Genomic DNA, 15,213 nt, shown 5'->3' with positions numbered 1-15,213 from the left:
CGATCCCATCACTCTCCCGGGCCTACCCATGGGTAGCCCTGGCCCGGTGTAGCAGTTGTTGGCAGACTGCCTACACTGCCCAAGACGAAGTTATCTCCAGCACAGGAGGCTCAGTGCCCAACCATGCCAACGCGCAGATCACGAAGGTCCTCGTAGCCAACCGAGGCGAGATCGCCGTGCGCGTGATCCGGGCTGCCAAGGACGCCGGTATCACCAGCGTCGCGGTGTACGCCGAGCCGGACGCCGATGCCCCGTTCGTGAAGATCGCCGATGAGGCCTTCGCGCTCGGTGGTCAGACCTCGGCCGAGTCGTACCTGGTGTTCGACAAGATCCTCGACGCCGCCGCGAAGGCCGGCGCGGACGCGATCCACCCCGGTTACGGATTCCTCTCCGAGAACGCCGATTTCGCGCAGGCCGTGATCGATGCCGGTCTGATCTGGATCGGTCCCTCACCACAGTCCATCCGCGATCTCGGTGACAAGGTCACCGCCCGCCACATCGCCGAGCGCGCCCAGGCGCCCATGGCCGCGGGCACCAAGGATCCGGTCAAGAACGCCGACGAGGTCGTCGCGTTCGCCAAGGAGTACGGCGTTCCGGTCGCGATCAAGGCCGCCTTCGGTGGTGGCGGTCGCGGTATGAAGGTCGCCCAGACCATCGAGGAGATCCCGGAGCTCTTCGAATCCGCCACCCGTGAGGCCATCGCCGCCTTCGGTCGCGGTGAATGCTTCGTGGAGCAGTACCTGGACAAGGCCCGCCACGTCGAGGCGCAGGTGCTCGCCGACAAGCACGGCAATGTGATCGTGGTCGGCACCCGTGACTGCTCGCTGCAGCGCCGCTTCCAGAAGCTGGTCGAGGAGGCCCCCGCGCCGTTCCTCTCCGATGAGGTGCGCGGCAAGATCCACGAGTCCGCCAAGCGAATCTGCAAGGAAGCGCACTACTACGGTGCCGGCACCGTCGAGTACCTGGTGCAGGGCGAGACCGTGTCCTTCCTCGAGGTCAACACCCGCCTGCAGGTCGAGCACCCGGTCACCGAGGAGACCGCCGGTATCGACCTGGTGCGTCAGCAGTTCCGTATCGCCGAAGGCCATGAGCTGGAGCTGAAGTCGGATCCGACGCCGCGCGGGCACTCGTTCGAGTTCCGCATCAATGGTGAGGATGCCGGTCGCGGCTTCATGCCCGCCCCGGGTCCGGTCGTCGTCTACTCCGAGCCCGCGGGCCCCGGTGTGCGCGTCGACTCCGGTGTGGTCGAGGGTTCGGTCATCGGCGGCCAGTTCGACTCCATGCTCGCCAAGCTGATCGTCACCGGCGAGAACCGCGAGCAGGCGCTGCAGCGTGCCGCCCGCGCCCTGGCCGAGTACCAGATCGAGGGCCTCGCAACGGTTCTCCCGTTCCACCGCCACATTGTCGAGAACCCGGCGTTCGTGGGTGACGGCACCAAGTTCGACGTCTACACCAAGTGGATCGAGAACGACTGGACCAACACCATCGAGCCGTACACCGGTGGTGTGCCGATCGAAGAGGACGAAGAGGCTCCGCGCCAGAAGGTGGTCGTCGAGGTCGGCGGCCGTCGCCTCGAGGTTTCGCTGCCCGGCCAGTTCTCGGTCGGCGCCGCGCCGGCCGCCAATGGCGCGGGCGTGGTCCGCAAGAAGCCGAAGCCGCGCAAGCGCGGTGGCGCGGCCGGCGCCGGCGCCTCCGGTGATTCGGTCACCGCTCCGATGCAGGGCACCGTCGTCAAGGTCGCGGTCGAAGAGGGCCAGACCGTCGAGGTCGGCGATCTGGTTGTGGTGCTCGAGGCCATGAAGATGGAGAACCCGGTCACCGCCCACAAGGCCGGCGTCATCACGGGTCTGTCGGTCGAGGCCGGCGCGGCCATCACCCAGGGCACCGTGCTCGCCGAGATCAAGTGATCTCCCGCCGGATCTGAAACTCCGGCAACAGCTTTCCCGTGTGGGCCGTTCACCTCGGTGAGCGGCCCACACGTATCGGCCCTCTCGAGTTACCGCGCTAAGGTCTTTGCATGGCTGAACCACCGGACATTCGCATCGGCACCGCGGAGCGGGAAGAGGCCATGAAGCGGCTTTCGGACAATTTCGCGGCGGGGCGATTGAGTGTCGCCGAATTCGATGAGCGCAGTGGGATTGTCGCGGCGGCGATGACGCGCAGGGATCTGGAACCGGTGTTCGCGGATCTGCCCGCCTTGGCCGGTGATAAGCCCGCGCCGGTGAAGGCTTCCCGATTCGGGCAGAATCTGCCCGAGCGGATCATGCCGGTGGTGCCGATCCTGTGCGTGATCTTCTTCTTGATCACCCATCAGTGGTGGGTGTTCCTGTTGATTCCGCTGGCGGGCGCGGTGTTGTTCGGCGGTCGCGATCAGCAGCGGCGCGGGCGCCGCGATCGCAGGCGGGAGCGCTGATGGAACCCATGGAAATCAATGCCGGCGGTTGGTATTTGCGGGCTATGCGCGCGGATGAGCGTATCGACGACCGCCCGGCGCTCGCCGACGGTGGTATTACCGATCCGGAGTATGTGGCCCGGCGCAACTCGGAATGGGCTGACGAGACCCACTATTCGTGGGCGGTATGCGTCCCCACCACCGCCGAGATGGTCGCGGAGATCGGCGTGACGCCCGGTCCCGACGGCACCGCCGCCGTCACCGGCTGGGTGCGCGAGGGTTATCAGCAGGCCCTGGACGACGGTCTGGAGGCGGTGCGCCGCTTCACCTCCGGATTCCTCGGTCTGCGGCCGCTCGACGTCTCCTGAACTCGTTTTCCGGACCGCCCGTCCTGTCCGGTCCGGAACATTTATCCGCCCCTGAATCCCCAGCTCAACGCCCTTTCACCTGCCCTTTCGCGGTAAAAAGCATTGGTGCCCCGCCCCTTTCCGCGGGACCCTGGGAGGGCATCCGAAGCCGACTGCAGGGGAGCGGTTATGTGGGGCTGGAGTACACATCAGGCAGAACGAGCGGCGGCCTCGGCCGTGACGAGCTGGACCGTCACCGAGCCGGAGCCGACCATCACCGAGCGTGAGATCACCACCGAGACCCGGGGGGTCGAGGATGGCGCACCCGCTGTCGCCAGCGGGTGCGCCGTCGCACCCGGTCTCCGCGCGCAGGACGAGCGACTCGTGGTCGCGGCCGACCTGATGCCCATGCCCACCGCAGTCTCCGTCGCCGCACTGCCGCCGGTCGGCGGTGCGTGGCCGGGTCCGGCCCGTGGAGTAGCCTGCGGGCATGGACAGGCCAGCCTTGGATATCGATCGGCTGCGGAGCACTCTCGCCGCATCGCCGCGGGGATCGTTCTTCACCGGGATCGACGTGGTGACCTCGACCGGGTCGACGAATGCGGACCTGGTTGCGCGTGCGGCCGATCCGAGCACCGATCGTCTGGTGCTGATCGCCGAGGCGCAGGAGCGCGGCCGCGGTCGGCACGAGCGCTCCTGGGTGAGTCCGCCACGCGCGCAGATCGCCATGTCGGTGCTGGTGCGGGCGCGCGGTATCGATCCGGAGGTGCTGGGCTGGCTGCCCCTGCTGACCGGGGTGGCGGTGGTGGACGCGGTGCGCGCGTCGACCGGCGTGAAGGCAATCCTGAAGTGGCCCAATGACATTCTGATCGAGGGTCGTAAACTCTCCGGCATTCTGGCCGAGCTCGCCGCGGTGGGCACCGATCCCGCGATCGTGGTGGGCGTCGGCTTGAATGTCACCCTCACCGAAGCCGAACTGCCTGTCCCGCACGCGACTTCACTTCTGCTGGAAGGTGCGGGCGATATCGACCGCACCGACCTGGTGACGGCCATCCTGAGTGAATTCGCCCAGCGCTTCATCGCCTGGGAGCACGCGGGCTGGGATATCACCGACCTCGCGGCCGCCTACCGGGATCGCTGCTCCACCATCGGTTCTCGAGTGAAGGCCGAACTTCCCGGCGGTGAAGTCCTCACCGGCATCGCCACCGGCGTCGACGAGAACGGTCGCCTGCTGATCGGCGACCGCTCCGTCTCGGCAGGCGATGTAACCCACCTGCGCGCCGAATACTGATCCGCGCGACGACCTCGGCATCGCGACCGGATTCGCGTTACTTCTTCGGCTTCCCCGGCTTGTGATCATCCGGTTTGCCGCCGTGATCATCCTGGCCGCCGTGCCCGGGCTTGTCTCCTTGCGGCGCGGGAACCCGCACGGTGGCGATCATTCGCGTCGATCGACGTCGGTCATCGTCGCGCTGGTGGCCGGGGGGAATTCCACCGTTCGCGCATCGGAGTCCGGGGCTTTCAGCGCGGCTCGGGCGGCTTCGGCGAATTCGCCCGCGCTGGAGTACCTTTGCGCGGGATCCTTGGCCATGGCGCGGGCGATGACCCGGTCGAGGGCGGCCGGGACGGCGGGGGACAGGTCCGCGGCGAGAGGGACGGCGGCCTCCAGGTGGGCGCGCATGAGCTGCGCGGGGCTGCGGGTTCGGAATGGGCGCTGACCGGTGAGGCACTCGTAGAGGACACAGCCGAGTGAGTAGATGTCCGAGCGCGGGGTGGAGTCGCCGGAGAAGCGTTCGGGGGCCATATAGGCGGGGGTGCCGGCGAACATGCCGGATTGGGTGATGGCGGTGCGGCCGTCCTCGAACGCGGTACCGAAATCGATGAGGTAGGCGGTGTCTTCCGGATCGACAATAATGTTCTGCGGCTTGACATCCCGGTGGATCAGCCCGGCCGCATGCGCTTCGTCGAGTGCGGATGCGATCTGTGTGATGAGGGTGACCGCGTCGGCGGGAGCCATCGGCCCCCGCCATTCGATCAGCGACTCGATATCGAGCCCGTCGACGAAATCGGTTTCTATGTACAGACGTTTCCGGACCTCACCGAAGGATCGGACCGCCAGCACATGCGGCCCTTTCAGCAGCGCGGCGACCCGGGCCTCCCGTTCGAAGCGCCGCCGGTACTCCGGGTCGTCGGTGACCGCCGGGGACAGCACCTTCAGTGTGACGGTCCGATCGGCTTCGGTGTCGTGCGCCCGCCACACCTGAGCCGAACCGCCACTGCCGAGTAGTTCGTCCAGGCGATATCGGCCCAGGTAGCCGTCCCGCAACTTCACAAACCTCCCGTTTCACCAGGGGGTTACCCTAGTGGCGGGGGAGGAAACGGCCTCAGACGGTTTGCAATTCGGCGCGCTTGGCCTCGCGGGCGAGCAACCGGTCGCGCTGTTCCTCGAATTTGAGGGTATCGGCCTCGAGCTTTTCGACGTAAGCGGCAAGGGTTTCGCGCGCCTTCTCACCGCGCGGCCCGAAATCGTTGCGCTCGAAAACATTCCAGTTCTTGAGCACCGGCTGCACCACCTCTTCGAGGTGCTGGCGCAGATCGTAGATGCCGTGCTTGGCCATGAGCACGCCATTGCGTCGGAAGTTGGGCATTCCCGCGCCCGGCATCACAAAGTTGGTGAGCACCTTGGTGATTGCCTCGATCGCCTGATCGGGCACCAGGTCCAGGCCCGCACCGCAGAGCGTGCGATAGAAGATCATGTGCAGGTTCTCGTCGGCGGCGATGCGCTGCAGCATGCGGTCGGCGATGGCGTCATCGCAGACGCGTCCGGTATTGCGGTGTGAGATACGGGTCGCGAGCTCCTGGAAGGTCACGTACGCGACGTTCTCCAGGAAGCCGCCCCAATCATCGGGAGACGCAACGCCATTGGTCATGTGGATCATCCGCGCCTCTTCCAGCGCGACCGGATCGACGCCGCGCGTCACCACCAGGTAGTCGCGAATGACGATGCCGTGCCGGTTCTCCTCGGCGGTCCACCGCCCGACCCAGGTGCCCCAGGCCCCCTCCTGGGAGAAGTTCTCCGCGATCTCCCGGTGGTAGGAGGGCAGATTGTCCTCGGTGAGCAGGTTGGTCACCATGGCGATCTTGGCGACCTCGCTGAGCGAGGATTGCGAGGGATCCCAGTCCACACCGCCCATGGCGGCGAAATTGCGGCCCTGATCCCACGGCACGTAGTCGTGCGGGTGCCAGTCCTTGGCCATCGACAGGTGGCGGTTCAAGTTCTGTTCGGCCACCGGTTCGAGTTCTTGCAGGATCTCCAGCTGGGTCAACTCTCGGGTCACACACGCCTCCTGTGTCATGCGCCGGTTGGCAGAACGGCCGGAATGGTGTTGCGCGGGACAGCTCGACGAAAGGCAAATCTGTGGTCGCCGATGCTACGCGGATGCGGCACGATTGTGCTCCAGTCCGCACGTCGGCGTGAGGCATTCTGACATCTCCGCGCGATAGGGTGCACGCATGGGTTATCCGGAGGAGGCATTGGCACCCGAGGAACGGTTGCTGTTGCATCGTCATCCGCATTGGAAGATGTTGTTCTGGCCCGCCGTGACTTTCATCCTGATCACCGCATTGGCCGGATTCGGTCTGGGTGTCGCCGCACGCAACACCGAGGGCACTCTCGCCTCCGGTCTGCTGATCGGTATCGGCGTGCTTTGGCTGGTGATCGTGTTGTGGCGCAGCGTCATCCCGTTGATCCGCTGGAAGTCCACGCATTTCATCATCACCGATCGGCGTGTCCTGATTCGGCAGGGTGTACTGACGCACACCGGAATCGACATTCCGATGAACCGCATCTCGAATGTGCAGTTCCGGCACCGGTTGTTCGATCGAATGCTGGGTACCGGCACGCTCATCATCGGGTCCGCGTCGGAGGATCCGTTGGAGTACGACGACATTCCGCATGTGCAGCAGGTGCACGCGATGCTCTATCACCAGGTCTTCGATGTGATCCACGGTGATCCACGAAAAGCGGATCAACGCGATGGTGGCTATCGCGGTTCCGCGGATAACTACCCGTAGGCTTGCTCCGTGACCGCTGTACTGCTGGCCGAAGACGACGAGGCCATTGCCGCGCCGCTGTCGCGAGCGCTCGGGCGTGAGGGCTATTCGGTGACCGTGGAGAGCTATGGCCCCGCGGTGTTGGAGCGCGCCCTCGAAGGCGGCCATGACCTGCTGATCCTCGATCTCGGACTACCCGGTATGGATGGTCTGGAGGTATGCCGTCAGGTGCGGGCGCGCGGGGCGGATCTCGCGGTGCTGATGCTCACCGCGCGCACCGACGAGGTCGACTTCGTGGTCGGGCTGGACGCGGGCGCGGACGACTATGTCGGTAAGCCCTTCCGGCTCGCGGAACTGCTGGCGCGGGTGCGAGCCCTGTTGCGGCGCAGTGGAATCGGGGACGAAACGGTCGAGGTGGGCGGAATCCGGCTGGAGCCCGCGGCGCGGCGCGTACTGGTGAACGGTATGGAAGTGAACCTCGCCAACAAGGAGTACGAGCTGCTCAAGGTGCTCATCGACCGCGCCGGACAGGTGGTTTCGCGCGAAACCATTCTGCGTGAGGTGTGGGGTGACGCCGATCTACGCGGTTCGAAAACCCTGGATATGCATATGTCCTGGCTGCGTCGCAAGATCGGTGACGAGGGCCCGGTGGCGGAGCGCCGAATCGTGACGGTGCGCGGCGTAGGCTTCCGCTTCAACACCGACTAGGTCCGTGCCGTCGATTTGTCCGTGCTGTCTTATGTGCCGTCCTGGTGCGCCCGAATCGAACGCCGAGCGAAGCGAGGCATATCGACCATGAGACGCAGAATCCTGCTGTCGATGGTGGCTGCTCTCACCCTCACCACACTGGTTCTCGGTGTGCCACTGGCCTTCACGGCCTGGCAGTGGGTCGAGGACATCACCCGCAATGAACTGCGCAACCGCCTGGATCGGATCGCCGTGGAGGTGGTGGCGCAGGAGCGGGACGACGGGCTCGTGCACGGGGAGTTGGATCTGCGTTCGGTGCGGCCGCTGATTCCGGCGGACGGGCGGCTCACCATCGTGTATCCGACACCGCAGGACAATGCCTCGCGTGTCGATGTGGGCGCGAACATGGTGGATGATCCGCTGGCGGAGTCCCTGGCCATGGGCACCTCCGGATCGCTGCGACTGGAAACCCCTGCCGCGCCCATGCATTCGATGCAGCGGCAGGCATTGGGGGCGGTCGCGGCGCTGGTGCTGATCTCGCTGGGCGCGGGGATCGCGGTGGCGGTGGTGACGGCTCGGCGGGTCGCGGATCCGCTGCGCGATGTGGCGGCGCGTGCCGCACGCCTCGCCAAGGGCGATTTCCGCGCGGATTCGCGGCGGCACGGTATTACCGAACTCGATCGCGTATCGGACGTATTGGACTCCGCGACAGTCGAAATCGCGGGTCGCCTGCAACGTGAGCACGCACTCGTCGCCGATGTCTCGCATCAGTTGCGCAGTCGCCTCACCGCGGTCCGGCTCCGCCTGGACGAACTCTCCACCCATGACGATCCCGCCGTCGTGCACGAGGCGGAAGAGGCCATGGCACAGGTGGATCGGCTCACCGACGCCATCGACGAACTCGTCCGCGCCTCCCGCGACGAAGGGGCCGCCGACCGCGATCCGGTGCCGGTGGTCGCGGAACTCCGTGGCGTAGTGGCGGAGTGGCGACATCCCTTCGCCGAGGCGGGCCGCAAACTCGTCCTGCTGGGCGATCCCACCCTGCGCGCGCCCGTCACCGGTTCCCGCCTGCGCGAGGCGGTCGCGGTGCTGGTGGACAACGCCCTCATGCACGGCGGCGGCACCTGCACCGTCTCGGTCCGCACCGTCACCGGCGGTTTGGCCTCCCGCGAACCCCTGGTGGTCGTCGAGGTCGCGGACGAGGGTGATGGCGTGCGAGACGAACTCGCCCCGCACATCTTCGACCGCGGCTTCTCCGCCGCGGGCTCCACCGGCGTCGGCCTGGCCCTGGCCCGGGCCTTGATCGAGGCCGACGGCGGCCGCATGGAGCTCCAACGCCGCCGCCCCGCCCTCTTCGCCGTCTTCCTCGGCTCCAGCGGCGTCCCCGCCCGCCCCACCCCCAACGGCCCGGTCACCGAACCCCGCTGAGAGAAACGGGGGTGGTACTGGTCATCGCCCCAACTCACAGTCATCCCGGCATGTGTTCGGCCGGGATCCACACCACCATCGGAGATCCCGGCCGAAGCTCGCCGGGGGCGGGGACTTTCTCTATCGATTCCTTAACCATTCGCTAGCGCCCACCGAGTAATCCCTCCATACCTTCGGATTCGTCAGACAGACCGGCGAGAGATCGTCGACGAACCGAAGGAGTTGCCATGCGTAAGACCACCGTTCGCCGCGGCGCGATCGTGAGCGGAATCGCGGGAGTCGCCGTATTGACCGCGCTGCTGGCCCCCGCCATCGCCAATGCGGCCGAACCGGGCGTGCCCGCGGTGGCGGAGGCCGACGCACCGATGGTGACCGAGCCGGGTGCCCCCGAAGTCACCGTCCCCGATGCGGCGGAGGTGGCGCGGCCGGGCATGCCAATCCAAGTGGACCCCAACCTGCCCTACCCGTCCGACCCCTCGGAGACCGTTCTGGTCACCCGGGACGACGAGGGTCACGTCACCATCCAGCGCGGCCGTCCGGGTCAGCTCCCACCCGGCGCCGTCCCGGCCGTCCCGCTCGAGCCGGGTCAGCACGGCGTTACCGTGGTCCCGCGCGACACCATTCCGGCGCTGCCCGCGCCATCCACCGGCAGCGCGGGCTGAGTACCGGCGCGCGGGGCGCTGTGTGAACCGGCTCGGTCGCTTGGGAATCGGTCGATGTGAGCCGTCTCGGGTGCGCGGCACGGGGTGCGCGTCATCGTGGGCGGGTGGGAGGCGGTCGGATACCGGTGGTCGGCCTCGGTCCGCGGTGGGTGAATCGTTGCCGCAGGTCGGTGGTTCGCTCACAGTCTGTGCACGGGTGGGCTCAGTAGGGTCGGGGCTGTGAACAGTCCGCTGATCTTGGTTGTGGACGATGACGCGCGGGTGCTGGCGTCGGTGGCGCGGGGGCTGCGGCTGTCCGGTTTCGAGGTGGAGACCGCGACGGACGGGGCCGCCGCGCTGGCGCGCATCACCGCGAGCGCACCGCAGGCCATGGTGCTGGATCTGAATATGCCGCTGCTGGACGGGGTTCAGGTGGTGACCGCGCTGCGATCGTTCGGCAATGACATTCCGATCTGTGTGCTGAGTGCGCGGGCGGAGGTCACCGATCGGATCGGGGCCCTGGAGGCCGGGGCCGACGACTATCTGACCAAGCCCTTCGATCTGGGCGAACTGGTCGCCCGGTTGCGCGCCATGCTGCGCCGGGCGCCCGCGCCCGCGCATGAATCGGATCGCATCGTGGTCGGCCCGCTCACCATTCAGCCCAGTGCCCGCCGCGCCTACGCGAACGATATCCGCCTCGATCTCACCAAACGCGAATTCGATCTGCTCACCGCCTTATCCGCCGCACCCGGCCAGGTGTTCACCCGCGCGCGACTGCTGGATCGGGTGTGGGGCTACGACTTCGAAACCCAGACGAAAGTGGTCGACGTGTTCGTCTCCTACCTGCGCCGCAAAATCGAGGCCACCGGTTCGCCCCGCCTGATTCACACCGTCCGAGGGGTCGGCTTCGTACTGCGGGACGACGCGTGAACCCGCCCCGCCGGTCGGGCGGCCCGGCCCGCCGCGCCGACTGCGGCGTGACGCCGAAGGCCATCTCATGAGGTGGCCGCGCTCCCTGCGGCGGCCGTGGTCGCTGCGGACCCGCGTCGCGCTGGCCAGTGCCGCGACCGCGGCCGTGGTGGTCGCGGTGATGAGTACGGTGCTCTTCGCGGTGGCGAGCAGCGATGCCCGGACGCAGGTCGGGACGGTGGTGCAGGCATTGGCGATCCGTTCGGCGGACGGAACAGTCACCACCGAGGGGCCGCAGGCGACCGTCACGACTCGGGATCCGGCCGGGTTGCCCCATCCGGCCGCGCCGCTGGTGACGGCTCCCGGTACCGAAATCAGCGCGCTCCCAGCGCTACCCGCTCCGAATCTGGAGTACGCCCGCACCATTCCGGTGGACGGTCAGACGGTGGTGCTGGCCGTACCGCAAACGGTGGCAACCGATTCCGCGACCAAACAGCGCACCCGGATCATCGCCATCGGTGTCGCCGGCACCGTGCTCGCCGCCCTGCTGGGCTGGTTCTTCGCCTCGCGTGCGGTGGCCCCGCTGCGCCGATTGACCGCCGAGACAGCGGAATTGGGTGACCGACTGGAGCTGGATTCCCCGAAACCCTCGGCCGCGAGCGAGACCGCGGAGCTGGCCGACGCCATGAACTCCATGCTCGGCCGGATCGCCGACGAACGCCGTCACACCAGCGAAGCCCTGGTCACCGCGAGGGATTTCGCCGCCACCGCCGCGCACGAACTGCGAACTCCCTTGACCGCCATGCGCACCGACCTGCAGGTCTTGCGCGGTATGCCGCTCTCGGAGTCCGAGCGCACCGAGATCCTGGATGAGGTGCTCGCCGGTCAAACCGCGATAGAGACCACCCTGCATGCCCTGGAGCGCTTGGCCGTCGGCGATCTCACCACCGAATCCGATTGGGAGGATGTCGATCTGGGGCAGCTCATCGATCAGGTGGTCGATGACGCCCTGCGAGCGAATCCCGGTGTGCGCATCGAAACCGAAGGCGTGGAACCCATTCGACTGCGCGGCCTGGCCGCGGGCCTGCGTTCGGTGCTGGAGAACGCCATCGTCAATGCCGTCCGGCACGGCTCCTCGACCCATATCGATATTGCCGCCGGAACCAGCGGCGATACCGTCACCCTCACCATCGACGACAATGGCTCGGGCGTCCCCGCATCAGAACGCGAGCGTGTCTTCGAACGCTTCTACCGGGCCAGTCGCACCCCCGGCAGCGGTCTCGGACTGGCCTTGGTCGCGCAGCAGGCAGACTTACACGGCGGGACCGCCACTCTCGACGACAGCCCGCTCGGCGGCACCCGGCTGGTGATGACGATGGAGGTTGGTCAGCGTCGCATATGGGAGGGCGACAACTGATTTGGTGAGTTCGGGGTAACTCCCGGGGTACCCCCAGCGCGTGACCGGCGGCACGCGAATGGGACTTGTCGGGCACTAACCTCGCCCATTCACCTGAATTCGTGGCACCGGCTCTGGATGTGACGAAAGGTGCTCTGACCCGCAATAATTGGCTTGTCTAGAGTCAAGTATCGCAGTTCGAGGAGCACCTTTCAGGTGAAGCTTATCTCGCCGTACCCATCGTTCACAGTCGATGACGCCGGAACCGGCATCGTCTCCCAAGCCGGTGCGGCGTTGCTGCTGCGCACCGCCGAGAAAACCGGGTTGACCAGCAACGTTTCGACGACATTGATGTCATGGCGGAAACCCCTGGCAATGCACGACCCGGGCAAGATCGTGATGGACCTCGCCGTGAGCATCGCGATCGGCGGCGACGCCGTGGCCGATGTCGCGGCGCTACGGTCCGAGCCCGGCGTGTTCGGTCATGTCGCGTCCGATCCGACGATGTCCCGGCTGGTCGCCGCTCTGGCCCAAGACACGACAAAAGCGTTGTCCGCCATCGCTTCCGCGCGTGGCGCTGCCCGTGCCACGGCGTGGAGACTCGCCGCCGAACACGCACCCGATCACAGCATCGACGCCGATCATCCGCTGATCGTGGATGTGGACGCCACGTTGTTGGACGCACACTCGGAAAAGGAGAACGCCGCGCCCACGTTCAAGAAGGGTTTCGGCCTGCACCCGTTGTGCGCGTTCATCGACCACGGCACCGACGGCACCGGCGAACCCGCCGCGATCCTGCTCCGACCGGGCAACGCCGGCTCCAACACCGCCGCCGATCACAAGAAGGTCCTCGCGCAGGCCCTCGCGCAGCTGCCGTGGTCCCCGGGCTACCGGGTAGGCCGGAAAGTGTTGGTGCGCACCGACTCCGGCGGAGGAACCCACGAGTTCCTGAACTATTGCCACCAGCGCCGCCTGCAGTACTCGGTCGGGATCACCCTGACCGAGGCCATGGAAACAGCGATCGACAAGCTCCCGAAAAAGGTCTGGACCCCGGCCTACGACGCCGACGGCCAGGTCCGCAAGGGCGCATGGGTCGCCCAGATCACCGGCCTGCTCGACCTGAAGAACTGGCCCACAGACATGCGGATCATCGTCCGCAAAGAACGCCCGCACCCCAGCTGCGGTTCACCGACCGGGACGGCCTGCGGCTGACCGCGTTCGCCACCAACACCACCAAAGGTCAACTCCCCGACCTCGAACTGCGCCACCGCGCCCGCGCCCGTTGCCAGGACCGTATCCGCCACGCCAAAGCCACCGGCTTGCGGAACCTACCGTTCAAATCCTTTGCGGCCAACCAGATCTGGGTCGCGCTCGTGCAACTCGCGCTGGACCTCACCGCATGGATGGCCATGATCGCCCTGCACGGGCACCCGGCACGCCGATGGGAACCGAAAACGCTTCGGCTGCGCCTGTTATCCGCCGCCGGGCGCATCGCCCGCCACGCCCGCACCACCCGGCTCCACCTCGCCCGCCACGCGCCCTGGACCGCACTGATCACCACCGGCCTGGACCGCCTACACGCCACCTGACCTGCACACACCGCACCGACAACCCAGGAAGGAGCACCACCCACCGGGCACGTGGAACCCGGCCGCACCGACGGACACCCGGCGATGCACCGCGCCCCGACCCGAAAAACGAGCCTTGCCGCGCCGGCTACGCCGGCACAGCAGGCTCAAGAAAGATCGAGGCTAGTAAGGGCTTTCGAGGGCGGTTGGGGTGCTGGCGATTTCCAACGCTGTTGCTGGATAGGCCGGTCCGGCAGTGTAGAAGCGGGCTCGTGTCTTACCGACTGGTTCGAGCACCCGAAGTGCGACGAGGTCGCGTAGATCGCGTTGCGCTTGTTGCAGACTCAGCCCTTCGGATTGTTCATAACGGGTTCGCCGGACTCTGCCGGACATCGCGACATCATGCAGTGCGCTGATAACACGTTCATCCAGACGAATACCTGCGACGTACTCCTCAAGTATCGCCCACACTGTTCCGGACCGGACCCAACGGGCGTGCACGGTTTGGGCTTGCTGGTGGTACGCGGTCAGGTTGAACCGAATCCATTCGGACACATCCTGATCCGGTCGGTAGGTGCTGCCGCGTCGGCCGAGGACTTGGTAGTACTCCCAGGTGTTTCCGGGCCTGCCGAGCCAGGCTTCGATGGATGAGAACTCCGGTGCGAGAACGCCTTCCCTCGCGATCATCAGAGTTTGAAGTGAGCGTGACATACGCCCGTTGCCGTCGGCCCAGGGATGGATCGACACCAGATGCAGGTGAGCCATGGCCGCACGCACGAGAGGATGCGTACCGTCGTCGGTGTTGAGCCAATCGACGAGCTCGCCTGTCAGCGCCGGCACGAGATCCGCGTCAGGGGCGGTATAGGCGGCGATGCTCGGGTCGCGGGCGTCGGTCACGTACACCGGGCCGGGTCGCCATTGCCCGGCTGGGCGACGCTCGGTGTGCCGGTGCCCTTGCAACATCCAATGCAGCGCGTTGAGGAAGCCTTTGCTGTAGGCGAAGTCGTCTACCTCGTGCAGGGTCTGGATGTACGTCATCATCCGCTCGTAGGCGAGCGTCTCTGCCTTGTTCTCCTCGGAGACCTCGACATCGCGTTCGCCGGCGATCAGATCTTCCACATCAACGGTGGAGACTTTGAATCCCTCGATGGAGTTCGACGCGGCAACAGAGTCCGCGGTGAGGAATTTACGGAGCCCACCTGCCCATTTACCAGGTTTCGCCTGAATCTCATGACGTAGCTGCTCGCGCATCCGATCCACCTCGGCCAGGACGCGGGCATCGTCGGCTGTTAGCGCGGACGCGGGAAACAACATGACACAACAATAGGGTGACGTAGTCATTACGTCAATCCATACGGGGTAGCGTGTCCCTGCTGGGTGACAGTGGGAGCAGCGCCATGTCGTCGCACTTCAAGGGTCGCCCGGCGGCATTGAACAAATGGTCCACAAATGGTCCACAAATCGTGCATCGAAACGAGCCGATATTTGGAAGTTCCAGCGTCACAAGGAGTTTCATTTCCGTCCTCACTTGACTGCGGTCAAGTGCATGCCGAACAGGGAAACCCCTGGTCAGGGCGATTTGAATGGGCCCGGAGTCGGCGATTCAACAGAATTTCGTGACTGAAAAAACAGGTCAGAGCCGGTTCGAAAACCGGCTCTGACCTGCACTCTGTCGGGCTGACAGGATTTGAACCTGCGACCACTTGACCCCCAGGACTAATGATCAGGCGTTTCTGCACGTCACACGCGGTTTTACTTTGTTCGCGAAGTCTATGCGACGTGGGAACGTTCG

The 15,213-nt window shown here is 66.2% G+C and carries 14 protein-coding genes and 1 pseudogene; 11 read left to right on the top strand and 4 right to left on the bottom strand.

Translation table 11 applies throughout. The annotated features are described in order from the left end of the window. Positions 1–113 precede the first annotated feature (113 nt). From OHB26_RS05660 to OHB26_RS05650, 3 genes are all read left to right on the top strand, one after another. Positions 114–1,907, top strand: coding sequence for an ATP-binding protein (locus OHB26_RS05660; protein WP_330183170.1), 1,794 nt, complete (start codon positions 114–116; stop codon positions 1,905–1,907). A 110-nt stretch (positions 1,908–2,017) separates the two neighbouring features. Next, on the top strand, positions 2,018–2,413 hold the full coding sequence (locus tag OHB26_RS05655; RefSeq protein WP_330183169.1) for a DUF1707 SHOCT-like domain-containing protein: 396 nt from the start codon (positions 2,018–2,020) through the stop codon (positions 2,411–2,413). Then, positions 2,413–2,760 (top strand): hypothetical protein, encoded by a 348-nt coding sequence (locus OHB26_RS05650; protein ID WP_330183168.1) that lies wholly within the window; start codon positions 2,413–2,415, stop codon positions 2,758–2,760. The genes OHB26_RS05655 and OHB26_RS05650 overlap by 1 nt, the downstream gene beginning before the upstream one ends. A gap of 188 nt (positions 2,761–2,948) precedes the next feature. On the opposite strand, the gene OHB26_RS05645 is transcribed toward OHB26_RS05650, so the two are convergent. Further along, the gene (locus OHB26_RS05645) at positions 2,949–3,149 is read right to left on the bottom strand and encodes a hypothetical protein (RefSeq protein ID WP_330183167.1); all 201 of its coding nucleotides are present in this window, start codon (positions 3,147–3,149) and stop codon (positions 2,949–2,951) included. Positions 3,150–3,229: 80 nt separating this feature from the next. Here OHB26_RS05645 and OHB26_RS05640 point away from each other — a divergent pair, with 80 nt between their 5' ends. Continuing rightward, positions 3,230–4,030 carry a biotin--[acetyl-CoA-carboxylase] ligase gene (locus tag OHB26_RS05640; protein ID WP_330183166.1) on the top strand — a complete coding sequence of 267 codons (801 nt, stop codon included), beginning with the start codon at positions 3,230–3,232 and terminating at the stop codon, positions 4,028–4,030. Positions 4,031–4,177: 147 nt separating this feature from the next. Here the strand turns inward: OHB26_RS05640 and OHB26_RS05635 are convergent, their stop codons facing one another. Further along, on the bottom strand, positions 4,178–5,071 hold the full coding sequence (locus OHB26_RS05635) for a serine/threonine-protein kinase (protein ID WP_330183165.1): 894 nt from the start codon (positions 5,069–5,071) through the stop codon (positions 4,178–4,180). A gap of 52 nt (positions 5,072–5,123) precedes the next feature. Next, the gene (locus OHB26_RS05630; protein WP_330183164.1) at positions 5,124–6,077 is read right to left on the bottom strand and encodes an acyl-ACP desaturase; all 954 of its coding nucleotides are present in this window, start codon (positions 6,075–6,077) and stop codon (positions 5,124–5,126) included. 175 nt (positions 6,078–6,252) lie between these two features. Between OHB26_RS05630 and OHB26_RS05625 the strand changes: the two genes are divergently transcribed. The 7 genes and pseudogenes from OHB26_RS05625 (at position 6,253) to OHB26_RS05595 (ending at position 13,442) form a co-directional block, all read left to right on the top strand. Continuing rightward, on the top strand, positions 6,253–6,813 hold the full coding sequence (locus OHB26_RS05625) for a PH domain-containing protein (protein WP_330183163.1): 561 nt from the start codon (positions 6,253–6,255) through the stop codon (positions 6,811–6,813). A 9-nt stretch (positions 6,814–6,822) separates the two neighbouring features. Continuing rightward, the gene (locus OHB26_RS05620; protein ID WP_067562164.1) at positions 6,823–7,500 is read left to right on the top strand and encodes a response regulator transcription factor; all 678 of its coding nucleotides are present in this window, start codon (positions 6,823–6,825) and stop codon (positions 7,498–7,500) included. Positions 7,501–7,587: 87 nt separating this feature from the next. After that, the gene (locus OHB26_RS05615; protein WP_330183162.1) at positions 7,588–8,907 is read left to right on the top strand and encodes a sensor histidine kinase; all 1,320 of its coding nucleotides are present in this window, start codon (positions 7,588–7,590) and stop codon (positions 8,905–8,907) included. A gap of 227 nt (positions 8,908–9,134) precedes the next feature. Continuing rightward, on the top strand, positions 9,135–9,569 hold the full coding sequence (locus tag OHB26_RS05610) for a hypothetical protein (RefSeq protein WP_330183161.1): 435 nt from the start codon (positions 9,135–9,137) through the stop codon (positions 9,567–9,569). Between the two features lie 219 nt (positions 9,570–9,788). Next, the gene (locus tag OHB26_RS05605) at positions 9,789–10,478 is read left to right on the top strand and encodes a response regulator transcription factor (RefSeq protein WP_442942861.1); all 690 of its coding nucleotides are present in this window, start codon (positions 9,789–9,791) and stop codon (positions 10,476–10,478) included. A gap of 67 nt (positions 10,479–10,545) precedes the next feature. After that, on the top strand, positions 10,546–11,874 hold the full coding sequence (locus OHB26_RS05600) for a sensor histidine kinase (protein WP_330183160.1): 1,329 nt from the start codon (positions 10,546–10,548) through the stop codon (positions 11,872–11,874). 195 nt (positions 11,875–12,069) lie between these two features. Continuing rightward, a pseudogene (locus tag OHB26_RS05595) lies at positions 12,070–13,442 on the top strand (IS1380 family transposase). A gap of 162 nt (positions 13,443–13,604) precedes the next feature. Here OHB26_RS05595 and OHB26_RS05590 read toward each other — a convergent pair. Further along, positions 13,605–14,735, bottom strand: a complete 1,131-nt coding sequence (locus OHB26_RS05590) for a Fic family protein (RefSeq protein ID WP_330183159.1) — start codon at positions 14,733–14,735, stop codon at positions 13,605–13,607. Between the last annotated feature and the right edge of the window lie 478 nt (positions 14,736–15,213).

It is taken from the genome of Nocardia sp. NBC_01503 (assembly GCF_036327755.1).
Classification (GTDB): domain Bacteria; phylum Actinomycetota; class Actinomycetes; order Mycobacteriales; family Mycobacteriaceae; genus Nocardia.
Note: the sequence above shows the minus strand (reverse complement) of the source record. Positions and strands in the feature narration are given on the sequence as shown.